18 protein-coding genes are annotated in these 19,926 nt (G+C 28.5%); 3 read left to right on the top strand and 15 right to left on the bottom strand.

Going from position 1 to position 19,926, the window contains the following annotated elements:
- Positions 1 to 13: 13 nt before the first annotated feature.
- The 7 genes from LRB30_RS01245 to murI all read right to left on the bottom strand — a co-directional run bounded on the left by LRB30_RS01245 (position 14) and on the right by murI (position 7,547).
- Complete coding sequence (locus LRB30_RS01245; RefSeq protein WP_231014560.1) at positions 14 to 1,741, bottom strand: V-type ATP synthase subunit A; 1,728 nt, start codon at positions 1,739 to 1,741, stop codon at positions 14 to 16.
- Between the two features lie 13 nt (positions 1,742 to 1,754).
- The gene (locus LRB30_RS01240) at positions 1,755 to 2,300 is read right to left on the bottom strand and encodes a hypothetical protein (protein ID WP_231014559.1); all 546 of its coding nucleotides are present in this window, start codon (positions 2,298 to 2,300) and stop codon (positions 1,755 to 1,757) included.
- Between the two features lie 9 nt (positions 2,301 to 2,309).
- A complete protein-coding gene (locus LRB30_RS01235) occupies positions 2,310 to 2,909 on the bottom strand; it encodes a V-type ATP synthase subunit E (protein ID WP_231018661.1) in 600 nt (199 codons plus the stop codon).
- Between the two features lie 187 nt (positions 2,910 to 3,096).
- Positions 3,097 to 3,483 carry a hypothetical protein gene (locus LRB30_RS01230; RefSeq protein ID WP_231014557.1) on the bottom strand — a complete coding sequence of 129 codons (387 nt, stop codon included), beginning with the start codon at positions 3,481 to 3,483 and terminating at the stop codon, positions 3,097 to 3,099.
- A 5-nt stretch (positions 3,484 to 3,488) separates the two neighbouring features.
- Positions 3,489 to 5,831, bottom strand: a complete 2,343-nt coding sequence (locus tag LRB30_RS01225) for an endonuclease MutS2 (RefSeq protein ID WP_231018659.1) — start codon at positions 5,829 to 5,831, stop codon at positions 3,489 to 3,491.
- A complete protein-coding gene (rsgA, locus tag LRB30_RS01220) occupies positions 5,812 to 6,753 on the bottom strand; it encodes a ribosome small subunit-dependent GTPase A (protein ID WP_231018657.1) in 942 nt (313 codons plus the stop codon). Before rsgA ends, LRB30_RS01225 begins: the two co-directional genes overlap by 20 nt.
- Positions 6,750 to 7,547, bottom strand: a complete 798-nt coding sequence (gene murI, locus LRB30_RS01215) for a glutamate racemase (RefSeq protein ID WP_231014659.1) — start codon at positions 7,545 to 7,547, stop codon at positions 6,750 to 6,752. Before murI ends, rsgA begins: the two co-directional genes overlap by 4 nt.
- A gap of 162 nt (positions 7,548 to 7,709) precedes the next feature.
- Here murI and asnS point away from each other — a divergent pair, with 162 nt between their 5' ends.
- The gene (gene asnS / locus LRB30_RS01210) at positions 7,710 to 9,098 is read left to right on the top strand and encodes an asparagine--tRNA ligase (RefSeq protein ID WP_231014658.1); all 1,389 of its coding nucleotides are present in this window, start codon (positions 7,710 to 7,712) and stop codon (positions 9,096 to 9,098) included.
- 21 nt (positions 9,099 to 9,119) lie between these two features.
- Positions 9,120 to 9,647 carry a hypothetical protein gene (locus LRB30_RS01205; RefSeq protein ID WP_231018655.1) on the top strand — a complete coding sequence of 176 codons (528 nt, stop codon included), beginning with the start codon at positions 9,120 to 9,122 and terminating at the stop codon, positions 9,645 to 9,647.
- Here the strand turns inward: LRB30_RS01205 and LRB30_RS01200 are convergent.
- The 7 genes from LRB30_RS01200 to LRB30_RS01170 all read right to left on the bottom strand — a co-directional run bounded on the left by LRB30_RS01200 (position 9,644) and on the right by LRB30_RS01170 (position 17,029).
- Positions 9,644 to 10,240, bottom strand: coding sequence for a phosphoribosyltransferase (locus tag LRB30_RS01200; protein WP_231018653.1), 597 nt, complete (start codon positions 10,238 to 10,240; stop codon positions 9,644 to 9,646). The two genes, LRB30_RS01205 and LRB30_RS01200, sit on opposite strands and share 4 nt — an antisense overlap.
- 143 nt (positions 10,241 to 10,383) lie before the next feature.
- Positions 10,384 to 11,808, bottom strand: a complete 1,425-nt coding sequence (gene htrA / locus LRB30_RS01195; RefSeq protein ID WP_231014666.1) for a DegQ family serine endoprotease HtrA — start codon at positions 11,806 to 11,808, stop codon at positions 10,384 to 10,386.
- A gap of 66 nt (positions 11,809 to 11,874) precedes the next feature.
- Positions 11,875 to 12,630, bottom strand: a complete 756-nt coding sequence (gene map, locus LRB30_RS01190; protein WP_231018651.1) for a type I methionyl aminopeptidase — start codon at positions 12,628 to 12,630, stop codon at positions 11,875 to 11,877.
- Positions 12,623 to 14,290, bottom strand: coding sequence for a tetratricopeptide repeat protein (locus LRB30_RS01185; RefSeq protein ID WP_231018649.1), 1,668 nt, complete (start codon positions 14,288 to 14,290; stop codon positions 12,623 to 12,625). The genes map and LRB30_RS01185 overlap by 8 nt, the downstream gene beginning before the upstream one ends.
- The gene (nusB, locus tag LRB30_RS01180; protein WP_231014638.1) at positions 14,277 to 14,705 is read right to left on the bottom strand and encodes a transcription antitermination factor NusB; all 429 of its coding nucleotides are present in this window, start codon (positions 14,703 to 14,705) and stop codon (positions 14,277 to 14,279) included. Before nusB ends, LRB30_RS01185 begins: the two co-directional genes overlap by 14 nt.
- Before the next feature lie 37 nt (positions 14,706 to 14,742).
- Positions 14,743 to 15,753, bottom strand: a complete 1,011-nt coding sequence (locus LRB30_RS01175) for a peptidylprolyl isomerase (protein WP_231014636.1) — start codon at positions 15,751 to 15,753, stop codon at positions 14,743 to 14,745.
- Between the two features lie 79 nt (positions 15,754 to 15,832).
- Entirely contained in the window at positions 15,833 to 17,029 is a 1,197-nt protein-coding gene (locus LRB30_RS01170; protein ID WP_231014635.1) for an acetyl-CoA C-acyltransferase, read from the bottom strand.
- A 135-nt stretch (positions 17,030 to 17,164) separates the two neighbouring features.
- Here LRB30_RS01170 and LRB30_RS01165 point away from each other — a divergent pair, with 135 nt between their 5' ends.
- Positions 17,165 to 18,529 (top strand): hypothetical protein, encoded by a 1,365-nt coding sequence (locus tag LRB30_RS01165; protein WP_231018647.1) that lies wholly within the window; start codon positions 17,165 to 17,167, stop codon positions 18,527 to 18,529.
- A gap of 3 nt (positions 18,530 to 18,532) precedes the next feature.
- Here LRB30_RS01165 and dnaB read toward each other — a convergent pair whose 3' ends face one another.
- Positions 18,533 to 19,900, bottom strand: a complete 1,368-nt coding sequence (gene dnaB / locus LRB30_RS01160; RefSeq protein ID WP_231018645.1) for a replicative DNA helicase — start codon at positions 19,898 to 19,900, stop codon at positions 18,533 to 18,535.
- Positions 19,901 to 19,926: the final 26 nt, after the last annotated feature.

Below are 19,926 nucleotides of genomic sequence, written 5' to 3'. Positions count from 1 at the left end.
TTCTCCAAACCCCCTAAATTGCCTTTTTAAAATTTATCAATTCACTCAAAGCATGCTCCAATTTATTAAACTTATAATCCTTAAAAGAAGAAAGATTCATGTCTAAAAGATTTTGCCTCAATTCATTTATAAAATCTCTTGCTTGAAGCTTATCGGGAAACTCAAAGTTAGTTTTAAGAATGTTGTAAACTATATCAAACATATAATTTTGACGCTCAGAATTTACAGCAGCATCAACAGAATCAAATGAATTTTGCTGTAAATAGCATGAATCAAGAAGTTCAGACTTTAAATAAATTAAAAAATCCTCATTACTTATGCCCTCTTCCCCAACAACTTTCATCATTTGATTAATTTCATTACCTTTTACCAAAAAAGATCTTGCATATTCGGTCTTTTCAGAATCAATAACACCTTTATATTTGCTCCAAGATTCAAGAGGGCTAATAGCTGGAAATTTTCTAGCATCAGACCTTTCTCTTGTAAGTCCGTGAAATGCTCCTACAACCTTTAAAGTTGCTTGAGTAACTGGCTCTTCAAAATTACCTCCAGCAGGGCTTACAGAACCACCAACTGTTACAGATCCAATACCACCGTTATTAAGAACTACAATGCCTGCCCTTTCATAAAAGGAAGCAATAATAGATTCAAGATACGCAGGAAAAGCCTCTTCACCAGGAATTTCTTCAAGACGACCAGACATTTCTCTCATAGCTTGCGCCCATCTTGAAGTTGAATCTGCCAAAAGAAGAATATCAAGGCCCATTTGCCTGTAGTACTCACCAATAGTAATAGCAGTATAAACAGAAGCTTCTCTGGCTGCAACTGGCATTGAAGATGTATTACAAATAATACAAGTCCTATCCATTAAAGATTTACCGGTTTTTGGATCCATTAACTCGGGAAATTCTTTAAGAGTTTCTACTACTTCTCCTGCTCGCTCACCACAAGCTGCAATAATCACTACATCAACATCAGCATTTCGACTTGTAACCTGCTGAAGAACCGTTTTTCCAGCCCCAAAAGGCCCCGGAATGCAAAAAGTCCCCCCTTTAGCAACTGGAAAAAATGTATCTATAATTCTAGTTTGAGTCAACATAGGTTCACTAGGAATAAGCCGTTCCTTATAATTAGTAATAGGAACTTTAACGGGCCAATGAAAAGACATTGTAATATTATGTCTCATACCAGAATCATCTTCAATTACAGCAATTTGCTCATCAATCGAATAATCACCATCATTTACAATCTCCACAATTTTATAAGAATCCCTTTTATAAAATGGTACCATTATCTGATGGTGAACAGTTCCCTCAATTACAAAACCTAAAAAATCTCCTGCAATAACGATGTCTCCAACTTCGGAAGTTTTTTTAAAATTCCACTTTTTATCTTTATTCAAGGGCCTTAGATATACTCCCCTTTCTAAAAAAAATCCACATTGCATAGCCAATTCGGGCAAAGGATTTTGAAGCCCATCATACACTTGAGTTAAAAGACCTGGTCCAAGCTCAACTGTTAAAAGTTTGTCTGTAAATTCAACTAGATCTCCAACAGTTATCCCTTTTGTCAATTCAAAAACTTGTGCATCAACTTCATTGCCTCTAATACGAATTACTTCTGCTTTTAAATTTCTACCAGCAGTCTTTACAAATAAAACTTCATTCATAGAAACTGAACCTTCTACCTCAATAGTAACTAAGTTTCCATTAACTCCAACGACTTTTCCTTTTGTATTCATCTAAATTCCTTTTCTAAACTTTTTCATTAGTTTGATCAATTAAATTTTTACAAATATTGTCAAAATTTTGAATACCCAATTTTTCTCTAAATAAATTATGCCTTAAAAATAACCTTAACTTTAAAAAGTAAATTATTAATTTCTCAAAATCAAATTCATGCCCAACCTCAAGATCAGTTAAAAATTGCCACTTAAGAAGGTCAAAACTTAATTCTATTTCAAAAGGATTTTCTTTCAAGCAGATGTTTTTCAAAATACTCAGATAATAACTTGAAAAATAAGTAGATTCTAAATAAAAATCCTTAGACAACCCCAATTTTTCTGCCCTTAAAGACGCAAGTGTATATCTTATTGTATCCTCAAAATCAAGAAAAAGATCAATAACTCTTGACTTACCTCTATCTACCTTAAATTCTAACAACCCTTTTAAAAAATCGAAGTCCTTTTTACTTAAAGAAATTTCAACATTATTAAAAAAATCTGAAACACTATAATTTTTCAAAGATTTTAAATCAATGTAGGGCAAAGAAGATAAAACATAATAATATGAATCCAACACAAAAGTCTCCTAGACCACTTTTATAACTTCCTTAAATCTTGGATTAAGATAATCAAAAAGAATGTCTGCAATAGTTTCAGCTGAAAAATCATAATGCAAACCAATATTCTTTTTTTGAATCTTAAAACCCTTACTTATCCCCCTGAAAGGCCTAAGCTCCATCCCTTCCTTAAGCTTATGGCCAAGCTTTAATCTTAATATCTGCTCTAAACTAGAAAAATCAGATTCATTTAATTGAATAACTAATTTTTCCTCCTCAGCCCATGAATCTGTTATTTTAATTATAAGCTCTGCTAAAAAATTATAATCACTAAAAACTCCCGTTACACTATCTTTTAAAGCATTTTCAAAAAGAGATTTAAGATTCTTTTCAACGCCAATAATTAAATCTCTTATTGCCTGACGAGAAGCTTCAAGAGCATGACATTTGTAATCATTAGCTTCTTTTTCTGATTTTGCCTTTAATACTCTAGCAGATTCTTCTGCTTTAGCAACTATTTCTTCTGCCTCTCTTTTAGCCTTTAAAATAACATCATTAGCTGCTCTCTCGGCTTCTTCAAGTCCATCTTTTTTAATTTTATTTATCAGATCCTTTACTTCAAATTGCATTAAAACTCCTTATCATATAAGATCAAAATAATAACTTAACACTTATTAGCAAACAAAACTTTTAAAAAAGCACACAATAAATTTTTAATATCAAAAATTTTATAATATTTAAAAACATATCAAGTTGACACAATAATACTTCTTTAAAGAATATATTTATTCTCCATTATTAGAAATAATACAACCATTAAAAAAATGGCCCAATAATTTTATAAACATTGCCATCACGCACTATATCAAGATTTTTGCTTGAAAATTTATTTTTAAGTCCTTCTCTAAAGATTTCAATACCCCTTTTATTTATCTTATCCCAAAATTCATCATCAACAAAATTTAAAGTTAATATCTCAATAATAATCAGATAACCTCTTCCAAACTTAGATCCATAGCCTGACGTAAAAGTTGTTGTAACACTAAAAAGACCATCTAAAAGACCATTTGCAGCCTTACCCCTAAAAGGTCTGTTGGGATGAATATCATAAGAATTTCCAAATTCATTCTCAAGAACAAAATCAACATCTAGGCAAATGTGAAACAATACATTTTCAAATTCATTAAATTTCGATATATTCATTTAAATTAAATCTCAACTATAGTTTTTCCAGACCCTCCATCACTAGGGTGAGCAAAACAATATTTTCTAATAAACTTCAATTCTTTTAGTAAATTGTGAACTTCTCTCATAAGATGCCCCTCACCTTTTCCATGAATGATCTCAAATTTATTAATGCCATTTAATATAATATTATCTATTTTCTTATTTAAAAAGTCTAGAGCATCAACAGACCTCATACCCCTAATATCAATGGTAAAACTTAATAAATTTTCTTTATTATAATCAATTGAAAAGTTAAAATTTTTACCATCCTCTTTTTTTTCTTTAAAGTTTTCCAAAGATATCTCTGAGCTAGAAACAGTAACATTAAAAGCACCCACATTAACAGTTATCTTCTTTTTTGAGATCCCGACTATTTTTCCTATTGCATTAGAATTTAGTATCTTAACTCTGTCTCCTATTTTAAAATCTACAACCATATTTCTCTTGCTGTTAAGAGAATTTACTTTATTTAACTTGCGGTCTACATTTTTTTCCAAATCTGATATAAAGGCTTTATTCTTTGCAACATTAATATTGCCCTCTTTTATTTCTCTAACCAAATTTTCTAAAACTTTTCTTGAATTTTTTAAAAATTCATTCTGCTCATTTAAAAGCTCTGTCTCAATATTTTTTTCCTTTAATAAAAGATCTTGATAAAAATTTTCCAATTCTTTTTCTTGCAATTCTATTTGGATTAATTTTTTATCCATATTCTCTTTAATTAAAAGTAAATCTTTTTCTTTTTCTATTAATTTTTCTAAAATTTTATTAATTTCTGTTTTTTGAGATGAATAAATTTCATTAGCACGAATTACTATGCTCCTGTCAATCAAAGCCTTACTAGCAACATTAAATGCATAACTTTCACCAGGAATGGAAAAAATTAAATTATAATTAGGCTGCATCGTCTCTAAATCCATCCGCATAGAAGCATTAACAACACCTTCGTGGGTATATGCAAAATATTTAAGAGCATTATAATGAGTTGATATTAAAACATAAGAATTAATATTGATTAAATACTCAAGAATTGAAATAGCAAGCGCCTGACCTTGATCAATGTCAGTCCCTGAGCAAAATTCATCAAATATTACAAGGCTATTTTTTGTAGTATGTTTTAAAATATAAGAAATATTGCTCATATGACTTGAAAAAGTTGAAAGAGAATTAGAAATTGACTGTTCATCACCAATGTCAATGAAAATGTTATCAAAAATTTTAAAAGTGCTAGATTCACCAACAACAATAGGAATCCCAAATTGAAACATTGCACTAAGTAATCCAATTGTCTTTAAAGTTACCGTTTTTCCACCAGCATTAGGACCAGTAATAATTACAACACGATTCTCAGCAGGAGTAAAAGTTATTGCCTTTGAATCCTTTAACAGAGGATGATGTGCATCAAAAATACTTAATGCATTTGAAATCTCAGGAAATATTCCTTTGGTTTTGATTCCATAAATCGCTCGTGCTTTTAAAGAATCATAATACAAAAAATTATTATAAAGATTATCTAAAAGAACAATGTTGTTATGAACTCTAGCAGAAAGATTTCGCAAAATTTTTAAAATTATTCTTTCTTTTTCTAAACTCAAATAATTTAACCTATTATTATCATTTGCAATATCATTTGGTTCAATGTAAAATGTTTCGCCTGATGATGAAATAGAAATAATATTGCCCTTAATTTTGCCTTTAAAATTAGACTTAAGAGCAAGGGTATATTTATTGGACTTATAATAAACAAAATTAGAAGTCAAATATTCTGCGTTCAAACTAATTATTTTTTTTATCTGATTTTCAACTCGTCTATTTAAATTTTTAATTTCAAATTCAATCAAATCATATTCTTTGACAACACCACTTTTCAATTCAAGAGCATCAACATCTATATGCTCTTTTAATTCATTAAGCAAATCTTTTAGCTCTGGGTTTAAAAATAATAAATCAGATATAATCTGAACATTAAGATGTTTGATATCACTATTTTTTTGTAAAAATAAATTTATTCTTAAAACTTCATCTAAAAACATTAAAATATCTCTCAAATTCTCAATAGAAACTCTTGAATTTTCTTTTGATAATAATGAAATGGGATATTTTAAACTATTTATAAAAGAGTTTGGATATCCTTTATAACTTTCAAAAAGCAGTCTAATCAAACTTACAAAGGAGAATATTTTCTCCAAACTTTCTTTTGTTTTTAATATTTTTTGATTACTTAGTAAATCAACAGTGTCTGGATTAGAAACGTATTTAAACACTAAAGATAAAATTTCATAAAAGTCGATATTTTTTAAATATTTATCTTGTGCATCTTGCATAATTTTTATAATTTTTATAATTTTTAAGCTCTGCCAAAATCTTTAAATAGCTTTCGTATCTAAGTTTAGAAATCCCATTACCTAAAGAACTTGTAACAGAACAATAAGGTTCGCTAACATGTAAACAAGATTTATATTTACAAAAACTAGCAAAATTTTCAAACTCTTTAAAATAATATTTAAGATTCTCAAAGGGCAATGTTTCAATTCCAAACTCCTTTATTCCCGGAGTATCAACTATTATTCCACTCTCAGAATGAAATGATATTGAATAAACGGTAGTATGTTTTCCTCTAGAATACTTATGTGAAATTTCATTTACCGATTGAGAAGCTCTTGAATCAATCAAATTTATCAAAGAAGATTTACCAACACCAGACTGGCCAATAAAAGAAGTTCTTGAATTTTTCAAAACCTCTTTTACTTCTTTGATACCCTCAGAAGTTTTAACAGAAGTTTTTAAAACCTTGTATCCTAGATTTTCATAAATTTCAGAAAATTCTTGTGCGCTTTGACTTATTCCTTTGTCAATTTTATTAATCACAATAACAGGAACAATATTTTGTTCTTCTGCAACAACAAGAACTCTGTCAATAAAAAAATTTTTCATCTCAGGAAAATTAGCAGAACTTACAATCAAAACATTATCAATATTAGAAACAATTGTCTGCCTAAGATCTGCTTTCTTGTTGTAACGCCAAAGAATATTCTTCCTATTTAATCGCTTATCAATATATACTTTGCGAGAACTATAAATATACCCTAAGACTATATCCCCTGGAACTAAAGGACTGTACTCCTTAAAACCTGTTTCTAGAACCTTGCCCTTAAAAATTCCTTCATAAATTAACTTGCTGCTAAGTTCTAAAATAGAATATATATTATTAACTCCCCAAATAATTTCAAATTCAAGATAATTCAAACTATCGTTCCTTTAAAGCAGAGATTATATTTTTTGCAAAAATTTTGATAAAAAGTCAAATTTTTATTTCCGGTCAAATAAAATTCATCATCTACATCTACATCTACATCTACAAAATTATTTTTATAATAATTACCTTTATGTCCAGGAAAATTCATTAATCTAATAAGATTTTGTACCACTAATTCACGATTCTCATAAACAGGAATTTTTAAAAAATCTTCTATTACTGTCTTGAGATGCAAATAATGCGTGCATCCAAGGAAAACAATTTCTCTACCGGTATTTACAACTTCAAATTTTAAAGCCTCTAAACATCTAAAAGCATCTTTTTTGTACTTCTCTCCATATTCAACAAAATTAACAAGCTCTCCAGCAGCTTTTACAATCAAATCATTATGCATATTTACTTGATCTTTAACAAATTTGCTTTCAAGAGTAGTATTTGTTGCAATTAAAAGAACTTTTTTTAAAGCAAGATCTGAAACTGAACTTACATCTGGTAAAGTATAGACTACTGGAAAAACAAAATTTAATTTATTGTATACACTAACAGAAATTGTATTGCAAGCCAAAACCAATGCACCAATATTATAGTTTTTTTTAAGCTTCTCAATTAAAAACAAAACTGCTTCTAAAAGATATTCAGAACTTTTTTCTCCATAAGGAAAATTTTTATTATCGGCAACATAAACATATTGGAACCCTCCTATTTTACTTTTAATATATTTAAAATAAGAAAGTCCCCCTATACCTGAATCAAAAATAATTATTACTTCTTTGAAATTTTCCATTACAAAATAATAATCAACCCTAAAAAGTAAAGTATAAATATTAACAAAGTTAATATCAAGAATTAAAATAATAAAAATTGTTAAATGTTTTTTTAAAAAAAGTTTTAAGCTATAATGAAATTGATTTAGCAATATTAATAAGTATTTAGGATGATAAATAAAATGTTTGCAAGCATTAAAGATATTTTAAAAAAGCCAATTTTAAAAAGCAATGTTACAATAAACGGCTGGATTAGAACCAAAAGAAGTAATGGTAAGATTGGATTTATAGAAATTAATGATGGCTCAACGCTTAAAGGAATTCAAGCTGTAATAAACGAAGAAGAAAATCAATTTAGTGAAAAAGATCTAAAAAAATTAACAACCGGAGCAAGTATATCATTAACAGGCCTATTGGTGGAAAGTCCTGCAAAAGGGCAAAATTATGAAATAAAAACACACAGTTTTGATGTAATCGGCGAAACAGACCCAGAAACTTATCCATTGCAAAAGAAAAGACATTCTTTTGAATTTTTAAGAGAAATTCCCCATTTAAGAATACGAACCAACACATTTGGAGCTATTGCTAGGGTAAGAAACAAAATTTCATACAAAATTCATGAATATTTCCAAAAAAATGGTTTTTTTTATATTAATACACCAATAATTACATCAAATGATGGGGAAGGTGCTGGAGAAATGTTTAGAGTTTCCACACTAAAATTTAATAAACCAAACAATACGCTTAGCAATATTGATTTTAAAGACGATTTTTTTGGAAAAGAAGCTTTTCTCTCTGTCACTGGTCAATTGCATGGGGAAGCATATGCAATGGCTTTATCTAAAATATATACATTCGGCCCAACATTTAGAGCAGAAAATTCTAACACCACACGACACGCTTCAGAATTTTGGATGATAGAACCAGAAATGGCTTTTTATAAGCTTAATGACAATATTGATCTAGCAGAAGATCTCTTGAAATATCTTTTAAGTTCAATTTTAAAAGAATGCTCACAAGATATGGATTTTTTAGAAAATTACATTGAAAAAGGTTTGATTAAAAAACTAGAAAATGTAATAAACTCAAATTTTGAGGTTATCACCTATACTAAAGCAATTGAAATTCTTGAAAACTCAAAAAAAAATTTTGAAATAAAACCTTACTGGGGAATAGATTTGCAAACAGATCATGAAAGATACCTAACAGAAGAGACTTTTAAAAAACCGGTAGTGGTCATAGATTATCCAAAAAATTTCAAAGCATTTTACATGAAAGTAAATAAAGACAATAAAACCGTTAAAGGAATGGATATACTAGTTCCAAAAATTGGAGAGATTATAGGAGGAAGCGAAAGAGAAGATGACCTTCAAAAATTAGAAAATAGAATAAAAGAATTAAACCTAAATATGGAACATTTAAACTGGTATCTTGATCTAAGAAGATTTGGTTCGACTCCTCATTCTGGTTTTGGACTTGGGCTTGAAAGGTTGGTGCAATACTCAACAGGAATATCTAATATAAGAGATTCAATACCATTCCCAAGGACTCCCAAAAATCTTTATTTTTAATAAAAAAAAGGAAACAAAAAGATGAAATTAATAAAACTTTGCAAATTAATGCTACTCTTTATTTTTGCAACAAGATTATTTTCAGTAAAAGTAAAAGATGAAAAATTAAACAAAAAATTGGAATTATTTTCAAACGTAGAAACAAAAATCAAAAAAAATTCTAAAACTTACGATTCAAGCTCAAATAGCAAAAAGATCAAAAAAGAATCAATTTTAAAAAGAGATACAAACAGTGAAAAAAATATAAATTCCAATATATACATACAAAAATCAAAAAAAATTAATTACCCCAATAGAAATTTAGGCAATAATATCAATCAAAAAACTGTAAATGATGTGAATTCTGCAAAAACTAGTTATGTTAAAGTTTATCCTAGTTATAAAAATGATAACTTTCAAGAAATTAAAAATGCTAATAAATTTCCGGTTAAAACCGAAAAAACTCACATGCTAATAGGCCCAATATTAAAAGATAATCTGGGAATAATAATTAAAATGCTAAAAACAAAGGGATATACTTTAATAGAATACATAGAGGACAATAATTAAGATTTAGTTTTTGCTAAAAATTTTAAAATCTCATTAAGCTCATCATCTATGTATTTAAAACTATTCTTATATTCACTTTCATTTTTTAATCCTGTCAGCTCATGATTTCCATAATGAATCCAAGTATTTAATTCTTCTTGGTTAGAATATTTATTAACATAATAATCAGGAATATAATCTACAAATCCATGATCCTTATAATCATAAACTGCTATTTTAACATTTTTATTCTCTATGCCTTTTTTCAAAACTTCATTTCTTAAATAAACAATGGTACGACCTGTATCAAAAATGTCATCAACAAATAAAACTTTATCGCCTGCCCTTAAATATTTTGGATCATAAGTCCAACCATCTATCATTATCTTTTTTTGCTCATTAAAAATATCATAAGATCTAGCAACAACAGCAGCATATAAAAGAGGTTTATCTACTTTTACAAATTTAAAAAATTCGCTAATAATATTGCCAAGATAGGCTCCTCCTCTCAAAGAGACATACATAATATCTGGAATAAATCCATCTTTATAAATTTTATAAGCAAGCTTAAATCCATTAATTCTTATCTCTTCATAAGAAACATATTTTTTCATAATTCAAACTTATTCCTTTTATTCTTTTTTAATAAAAATAAAATTTATTTAATCAAAATATTTTAACTTGCAAATTAACACACAAATATTTACATAAAATAAAAAAGGGCTAAGATCAGCTCTTAACCCAAAACCAAAATTTACTAAAATGAAATTTTAAAAGAATCGTTTCCTCTTAAAATTTTATAAGTATTTTTTCCAATCTCAAGAGCATCATAAAATTCTCTTAAATTAGAAACACTTTTTGAATTTACAGAAAGAATTACATCTCCTGATTTCATCTTAATATTTGATGCTAAATTTTTATCAATATAATCAACAACAACGCCTTTAATCCAATTTCTTAAATTAAGCTGAGCTTTAATATCCTCAACTAATGGATACACAACAAAACCTGGAAGCATCTTTGAAGAAGAAAGCTCTTTATCCTTAGGTCTAACAGCAAGAACAATTTCAATATTTTTTTTGACATTGCCTCTTAAGATTTCTACATTTACTTTTTCACCAGCATAAAAATCACTAATATATGATGTAACATCCTGAAAAATGCTCATGGAAACCCCATTAACCTTCATAATAATATCTCCTGCCCTAAGCCCCGACTTAACAGCAGGCGAACCCGGATAAAGAGAAGCAATAATTGCAGCTGAAACATCATTACTTTCAACCCCCAAGCTTTTTAGCACCTCAGAATCTCTTGTCTTTAACGGATAAAAAGAAATTCCAAGCCACGCTGATTCAATTTTTTTACCTTTAAGGAAAAAATCTACAGTGCTTTTAATATTGTTAACAGGAATTGCAAAACCTAGCCCAATATTTCCGCCAGAATTTGAAGCTATCCAGGCATTAATTCCAATAACCTCACCTTTTATATTTACAAGAGGACCACCCGAATTACCCCTGTTGATTGCAGCATCAGTTTGAATAAACAAATTCCTTGATTGCAAATTAGGATTTGCAGAACGTTGCAATCCACTCACAATGCCTGCTGTAACTGTAAAACTAAATTGAAAAGGACTGCCCACTGCCATAACCCAATCACCTATTTCAAGCTTATCACTATCTCCAAGATCAGCTACTTTAATAGTTGCATCATTACTTTCAAAACTAATAAGAGCAATATCTTTTTTTTCATCTTTGCCAACTAACTTAGCCTTGTGCTTTTTTTTATCATAAGATACAACTTCAAGCTCAGTTGCCTTATCTACCACATGACTATTTGTAACCACATAAAATAATGATTTTTTTTGAGAATCTCTCCCAATTATTACTCCAGACCCTGCCCAATTGCTTTTTCTCTCAGAATCAAATTCTGGCATATCAAAAAAGAAAAATGGAATAGGAAAGCTCTGCTTGATTACCCCTGTTGCATGAACTTCCACAGATGATGGTAAAATTTTCTTGGAAACTTCCCTAAAAGAATCTTGCAAGGCTCGTACAGTATTGTCCTTTTCTTCTGCAAAAACAATGTTGCTTCTATTAGAATCTAAATAATGCATTCCAATAAAAAACCCAATACCCAAAGCCAAAAAACTAAGAAGAAATCCAGAAAAAAACTTTTTTTCCACTTTTATAACCTCCACATAATTACTCAATTCTACAAATAATATTTAAATATTTGATTAATTTAAAATTCAAACTTCACTTAAAATTAAAGGCAATCCATCAAAAACAGCAACAGTATGTTCAAAATGTGCAGAATAACTAAGATCAGATGCAAAAACAGTCCAACCATCACTTTTTATTGAAACCTTGTGCCCCTTTAAGTTTACCATAGGCTCAATAGCCAAAACCATACCCTCTTGAATTCTAATATTTTTAAAAAAAGGAGCATAATAATTTGGAACACTTGGTTCTTCGTGAAGTTCAAATCCAACACCATGTCCTGTATATTCTCTAACTATTCCAAAACCAAACGGTTTTATATAATCTTCTATTGCCTCTGATATATTTAAAATTCTATTTCCAACTTTCATCTCAGCAATACCTTTGTAAAGAGAAGCATTTGTAACTTCTAAAAGTTTATCGATACTAGAATCCACATTTCCCACTTTAAAAGTTTTCGCCATATCGCTATAAAACCCATCAAGAATAACCCCACAATCAATACTAACAATATCCCCATTCGCTAATTTCCTTTTTCCGGGAATGCCGTGAATAACCTCTTCATTAACAGATGCGCAAATAGTACCCCCAAACCCACGATATCCCTTAAAAGCGGGTTTAGCTCTATTTTTAATAATAAAATCATAGGCTATTAAATCAAGTTCCTTGGTACTAATACCAGGAACAATATTTCTCTCGACCTCTAACAAAGTAAGCGCTAACAAACTTGCTGAAGCTTTGATTTTTTTAATCTCATCTTTAGATTTCAATCTTAGTTTAGTCAAAATTCAACTTCCTTTCTCTAAGTGTATCTATCATATTTTTATAAAGTCTTCCTTCATCAGTTTCGTAAAAAGAATAAGAAGTCAAAATAGACTCTTTACCTTTTTCCATTTTCCCCAAATAAAGATAATTAATTCCTTGTTTTAAGTAAATTTTTGATATAAGTTCACGTTCATAGTTAGTACTAGAATCTTTATCATAAAAACTACTAGGCAATAAAGATATTCCTTTATTAAAATATCTTTCCGCTTCTTTATAGTCTTTTTCAGAAAAGCTCAAAACTCCAAGATTATAATAAATTCCAAACATATATTTTTGAGATTTATTGTCAAAAATTATCTTTTTTGAACTAATAAAATCTCTTTTAAGAAAAAAATAATAAAATTTATAAAAATTATACCAATCTTGTTTACTTTCAGAAAAATTATAAATTCTAAAAAATAAATCGAGATCCTTTAAATCTGAATAAAGCAGCAAATTCCAAGCCAAAAATTGAGCAATACTAGAATTGTATTCAGTCTTGTAAAATAGTCGCCACAAATAAGATTTTTTTGCCTCATACTTAGAATTTGCATAATTTAATGCAAAATAAAGTTTAAAAAATAACGGGTCTTCCTTATAATTAGTTATAATTTCATTAGCTTTAAAATAATTTTTAATTTTAAAATATATATTTGCTAAATAATAACTTATTATCTTATTATCTTTAAACATCTCATTAGCCTTATTTAAATAAGAAATTGCTCTTTTATGATCATTCTCACTATTAGCTATGAGTGCAAGATTCAAATAAACAAGAACATTGTAATTGGGAAATCTTGTATAAAGCTTTAAATATTCATTCTTGGCATTCTTAATATCTCCTTTTTTAAAATAAGCATCGGCAAGTAAAAAAAGTAAAGTGGGATCTTCTTCATTTTTAATAGACTTAAGATTGGAAATTGTATAATCTAAATCATTAAGATTATAAGAAATATATGCAAGCTCTTTTAAAAAATTTTTGTCTTCTTTGATTTTTAAAAGTATGCGCTTAGCAGCATCTATGTTTTTTTTCTCTATATACAAAAGCATTGCATTTATTAAAAATGCATTGTTTTTAAGATTTGAACCTATCTCTTCAAAAATACGAGCATCCTTTTCTTTATAGATTTTATCAATAAATTTGTTAAAATCTATAATACCATTATCTGAACTTAAATTTTTAATAAAAACTTCATCATAAAGGCTTTGATACTCTTCGCTATTTAAAAGATATTGATTTGCAATTCTATAAGCGTCTTTTAAAAGCCCAATTTTAAGTTTAGAATAAACTTCTAAAGCTCTTAATTTCAAATTTCCTGGCAAAACTTTAACACCAAGATCTACTATCTCCCCCATAAGATGATAATCACCAGTATTTAAAGCCCAAATTTTAGCTCTTTTAGCAAGAGCTAGCCATTTAAATTCAGTATTAGCATAATATGATGAAAATAGCATTGCTTTTTTAGCATCTGAAAATTTTTTTTTATCAATATAAAAATCAATCCCCATAATAAGCTTGCTAAAATCTTTCTCACCTTTTAAAAGATATAAAATATTGGAATTGAAATAGAAATAAAAACCTCCTAAAAAACCCAATAATAAGAACAATGAAATGAACACTAAAGTTTTATTTTTTTTCAATACAACTCTCCATATTTTTAAGTAAAGCATCAAGTATACCATTTATAAACTTGTAAGAGTTTTTACTGCCATACTTTTTGGCAATCAAAATTGCCTCATCAATTACAGCACGTTTTGAATTTTCAAAATTTTGGAACTTTAAAGAATAAACGCCCATTCTAAGTATTGCAAGATCAACCTTATCCATGCGATCTAAAGACCAATTCAAAGAAATATTCCTAATCAAGCTATCAATATGCTCTAAATTATTAAAAGTACCATTTACTAAAGAAGAATAAAACGACTTGATAGATTCATTTTCTATGTCTAATCCTTTATCTTCAATATTAAAAATATCAAAAATATCGTCCATTGCGCTTTGATTAATATCAATGCTATAAATCTTTTGAAAAGCCAAGACTCTAACTTCATGCATTAAATCCATAATAAAATTATATAAATAAAAATATGTTTTATTTTAGACTAGAATCCAAAATTTGTATATTTGCAGACTTGTTAAGCTTACCATACATATCTTGCTGCACTTGAACAACAATTTGCTGTTGTTGAACATTAATCATATTGTTTCTTATTGCATCTTTGACAATCAAATCTGCAGTAGGAGAAACTTTATCATTCAAACCTAAAAATCTCTGAGCATATTTTTCTGTAACTTTAATAATATGAAACCCTTCCTTTGAAGCAATAGGCGAAGATATATCACCCTTATTAAAATTAAAAACCTCTTTCACAAAATCAGCTCCAAGAAGATTTTGAGCATTTTGATCGCCCCTTGACAAAAATCCAAGATCACCATTTTTAGCCTTAGAAGATTCGTCATTTGAATATTTTCTTACAGCTTCTTCAAAAGTAATTTTTTTTGATCTTATTTGGCTTAAAATATTTTTTGCTTGATCTAAAACATCTGATCTTTTTTTATCTTTAGTAGAAAAAAATATATGACTAACTCTTGAAATATCAGGATTTACAAATTTAGTTTTATTAGCCTCATAATACTCAACAATTTCTTTCTCACCAGGAGTTTTAATTTCAGAAAACTTGGGCTGAGCCTGCTTTAAAACAAGTTTTTGAGAAGATAGAGATCTTTTCATTGAAGACAAAAGCTCGCCCCAATTTGTACCTTGTTTTTCTATCATCTGCTTGATTTGTTCATCAGTAAAATTCACAAGTCCAAATTGAGTTCTAATTGTTTGCATAACCTCATCATCTGAAATTTTAATTCCTTGTTTTGAAGCCTCTTGGCTAAAAAGAACATCTGCTATTAAAACTTGCAAAACTTGCTTTTTCTCAGCAGCAGTCAGGTCTCTACCTTGGGTCTTTTTAAAGATATCAACCTTAGAATCAAAACCGGTTTTAGTAATAATTTCATTCTTATGTAAATTAATAATAGCAACAGGAGTATTTTGAGCAAAAGAGCCAATCCCTACAGTCCCCAATATTACCCAAAATAAAAAACTCTTCATAGTATAACCTCTTATTAAAGAATCACTTACCCACTAATTTAACAAAATTTTACATTTAAATCTAGTTAATAAAACATTTTCATCTATATAAAAAACTAGAAATTCCTTGTCCACCGCCAATACAAATAGATACTATTCCTTGTGTTTTATTATTCATTTTCATAGAACGAGAAAGTGTTAATAAAATTCTTGAACCGCTAACTGCAAATGGATGCCCCAAAGCAATAGCACCGCCATTTACATTAATAATATCACTAGTTATATTGTATTTTTTAAACAAGGCCCTTTCAATACTTAATGCTTGGGCAGCAAATGCCTCATTTACCTCAATCAAATCTATTTCGCCAGGGTTTAAACTTAATTTACTAATAATACCTTCAATAGCCATATAAGCGCCAAAACCCATATAAAGTGGATCAAGCCCCACACTTTTAAATCCTCCAATATAAGCTAATGGACTTAACCCTAAGCTTTTTAATTTTTCCTCACTTGCTAAAATTAAAAAACAAGCACCATCATTTAAACTTGAAGAATTTCCGGCAGTTACTGTGCCTGATTCTTTAAAAACAGGATTAAGAGATGCTAGCTTATTTAAAGTTAAATTATCTCTTATTTCCTCATCACTTGAGACAGTCCTCTTAGAGTTGGTCTTCTTATCAAAAACGGTCAGAGGATAAATTTCATCCTCAAAATATCCAAGTTCTCTTGCCTTTGATGCCTTTACATGAGAATTATATGCAAATTCATCTTGCATTTCTCTTGTTATACTATATTTTTCTGAAAGATTTTCAGCTGTAAGCCCCATAGAAATAAAATTTAGAGGATCTGTTAAGACGTCTTTTTGGATTGAATCTTCAATTCCAAAATTACCAAATTTAAGGCCGTCAAATCTAATCTTTCTGGGTAATAAATAAGGAGAATTGGTTAAATCTTCCACCCCTCCAGCTAATACAATATCATTGTCTCCAAGGGCAATAGAATTAAATGCAAGCTCCAAAGCCTTAAGACCAGAACCACAAACTTTATTAACGCTAAATGCAGGTACATTATCGCCTAAACCAGACTTTAAAGCAATTTGTCTTGCAATATTTTGACCAAGTCCCGCAGATATTACATTGCCAATAATAACCTCATCCACTTTACATAACTTATTTCTTCCAAGCAAAGCTTTAACAACTTTTGAAGATTCGTCAATAATATCTAAACCCTTAAAAGAACCTCCAAACTTGAAATTGGGTGTTCTAAGTCCATCAATAATAGCTACCTTTTTTATCACAATTACTCCTAAAGTCTTAATAAACTTATTGAATTATACAATACAATAGATCATATAAAAACTAAGTTTATTTAATAAAATAAACTATTTAGCCTGAATTATTTAATAAACAAGCTAAAATGTTATAATTTTAAAATGCAGTTTAAAAAAATATTTTTAATAATATTTATAATTTCTACTTTAAAAGCTTATTCTTATAATTATGCAATCCAATACAAAAATGAAGGTATTGACAAATATTATTTTGAAATACTAAATGATGGGTTTGGATTTTCATTAAGCGATTTTTTTGATGACTTAAGAAGTGGTTCTCTAATTTTTACCTATGCTTCAAAATACAATTTTATAATAAATTTAGAAGCACACATGCTAACCTATAGAGGTTATAAAGATTCACCGAAATCTTTAATTAGTAGAACAGACTTAATTGAAATAGGTTTCATGTATTATTTTCCAATCCTATTACTAATTAATGGAAAAAATTTTGGAGAAATAGACTTAGGAATTGGAGTCAAAAACTTATTATTTGGAGACTGGGGAGGACATTTAATGCAAAGCATAATTCACCTCATTTTAAATCAACACCGCCCAATTCCAAGTATAAAAAGCTACGACAGCTATAATTATAGAGGATTTTTAAGTTTTGCTCTAAATTACTCTTACATGAATTTTTTAAATTTAGAAAATTATATGGACTTATCTTATTTTGCAGATTATTTTATTAAAAACAGTATTGGAATTACCTTAAAAAATGAAAATATTGGATTTGATATAAAACTTTATTCCCAAATTCAAAATCAAATCAAAAGCTTTAAAACATATTCAAAAACACAAGAAGCAGAAATAGGAATTGGAATAAATTATCAATTTTACTCTAAAAATTTTTTCATAACCAATAATTTAAACATTAAAAATTTTTCAACCAAGGAAAATTTTTTAAGCGTTGGAGGATTTGGAATAATCATTACACCTGAAGAATACAAAAAAATATCAGAATCAAATAATGAATTTAATGTTTTAAGTAATAATTTTTACTTTGGGTTTGATATTATGATCCCATTAAAAATAAGAAATTCATTATTTTATAAAATAAATAAAAACATCAATCATTACTTTTCAATATCAACAAATTATTACACTAATCATAATGAAACTAATAGCTTTACAAATCAATTCTCATCAGGCATCATGTATGAATTTTTACCACAAAAAACATTCAATCCTTATCTAATTTCAGGATTATTTTTTGCCTATAATCAAAATAACCAAGATATTAAAAGCATCTTCAGACCAATAAGAATAAAAAACATTTTTCAAGTTGGAATTGAAAATGAATTAGGATTTTTGTTCACAATGCTAAAATACCGCAACACCGAGTATATTTTCAAAATATATTCAAAAGTCAGTTATATTCCTCTAGCTTATAACTTAAATGAAAAAAAATTAGAAAAACATTCTATTAACTTTAATTATTTGGGAATTGGATTAATTGTTAAATAACAACTAATACTGATGATCTTTGTTAACAAATTTAGTAATGTGTGGCAAAAATAATATATCTGCCCTACCTGTAGGACCGTTTCTGTGTTTTGCTACAATAACCTTAGTTTCTATTGGTTCTATTTCAGCAGAAGACTCAAATTTAAAATCCTTATCCCTGTGAAGCAAAATTACAATATCAGCATCTTGCTCTAATGCTCCTGATTCCCTTAAACTGGCAAGATTAGGCTCTCGCCCTTCCGTATCTCTTGTAAGCTGAGACAATGCAACAATAGGAATCTCAAGCTCTCTAGCAAGCTCTTTGAGAGATTTGCTAATCGAAGCAACTTGTTCATGCCTTGGAAGATTTTTTGTTTCAAAAGAAATCAGACTAATATAATCAACAAATATTATATCTATACCATAAAATCGCTTAAGTTTTCTAGCTTGAGTTGCTAAAGTTAGTAAACTAATATTGGGAGTATCTTCAATATAAAGCTCAGAATCACTAATTTCATTTACAATATCATTTAATGACTTTATCTCTTGTCCAGATAAAATGCTATTTTGAACCTTAAAGCTATCAATACAAGATTGAGAAGATATTATTCTTTTTATTAAAGCATCCGCTGTCATTTCAAGAGAAAAAAATCCTACTTTTTTCTTTTCTTCTTTTCTTAATGCTATAAAAGAAGCAATATTTAAAGCAAATGCCGTTTTACCAATGCTAGGACGAGCACCAACTATAATAAAATCACTGTTTCTAAATCCCCCAATAAGAGAGTCAACATTTCTAAAGCCACTTGGAATGCCAAAGTTTGCTTCTTTTTTCTTCATACTGCGCTCATATATCTCATTATGAACACGTTCTGCAATAACTTTAGCATGATAAAGGTTTTTGCTAGAATAATCTAATTCAATTGAAAGAATCTTTTGTTGAGATTCTTCAACAATCTCATTAATAGATTTTGTAGAATCATTTATATAGTCATTAAGTTCTTTAGAAACATTTAAAATGCTTCTGCGAACACTCTGTTCCTTTACAATTTTTGCATAAACATTTATAGTTCTATCTGTTGGCAAATAAACTGAAAGTGAATCCAAATAATCGGGCAAATTGATTAAATCTTTTTTAATCAAAAGTTGTGTTTTTGAAACATGCTTAGATACTTCTTCAAAAACGGTAATAGGATCAATATTTTCTCTTTTTTCATAAAGCGAAACCATTGCTTTAAAAATTAACTTATGAGTTTCATTGTAAAAATCATCAGCTCTTACATGAAAAGCAATTTGCTCTATCTTATCTGAATTATAAAATATACTAGAAATTACTGCTTTTTCCGCACCATCATTAAAAAGAAGTGCAGAATTTGAAAAAGCCGCTAAAGCCACAAACTACACCCCTACCCTTTCAGCTT

It is taken from the genome of Borreliella americana, assembly GCF_021043605.1.
Taxonomy (GTDB): domain Bacteria; phylum Spirochaetota; class Spirochaetia; order Borreliales; family Borreliaceae; genus Borreliella; species Borreliella americana.
Note: the sequence above shows the minus strand (reverse complement) of the source record. Positions and strands in the feature narration are given on the sequence as shown.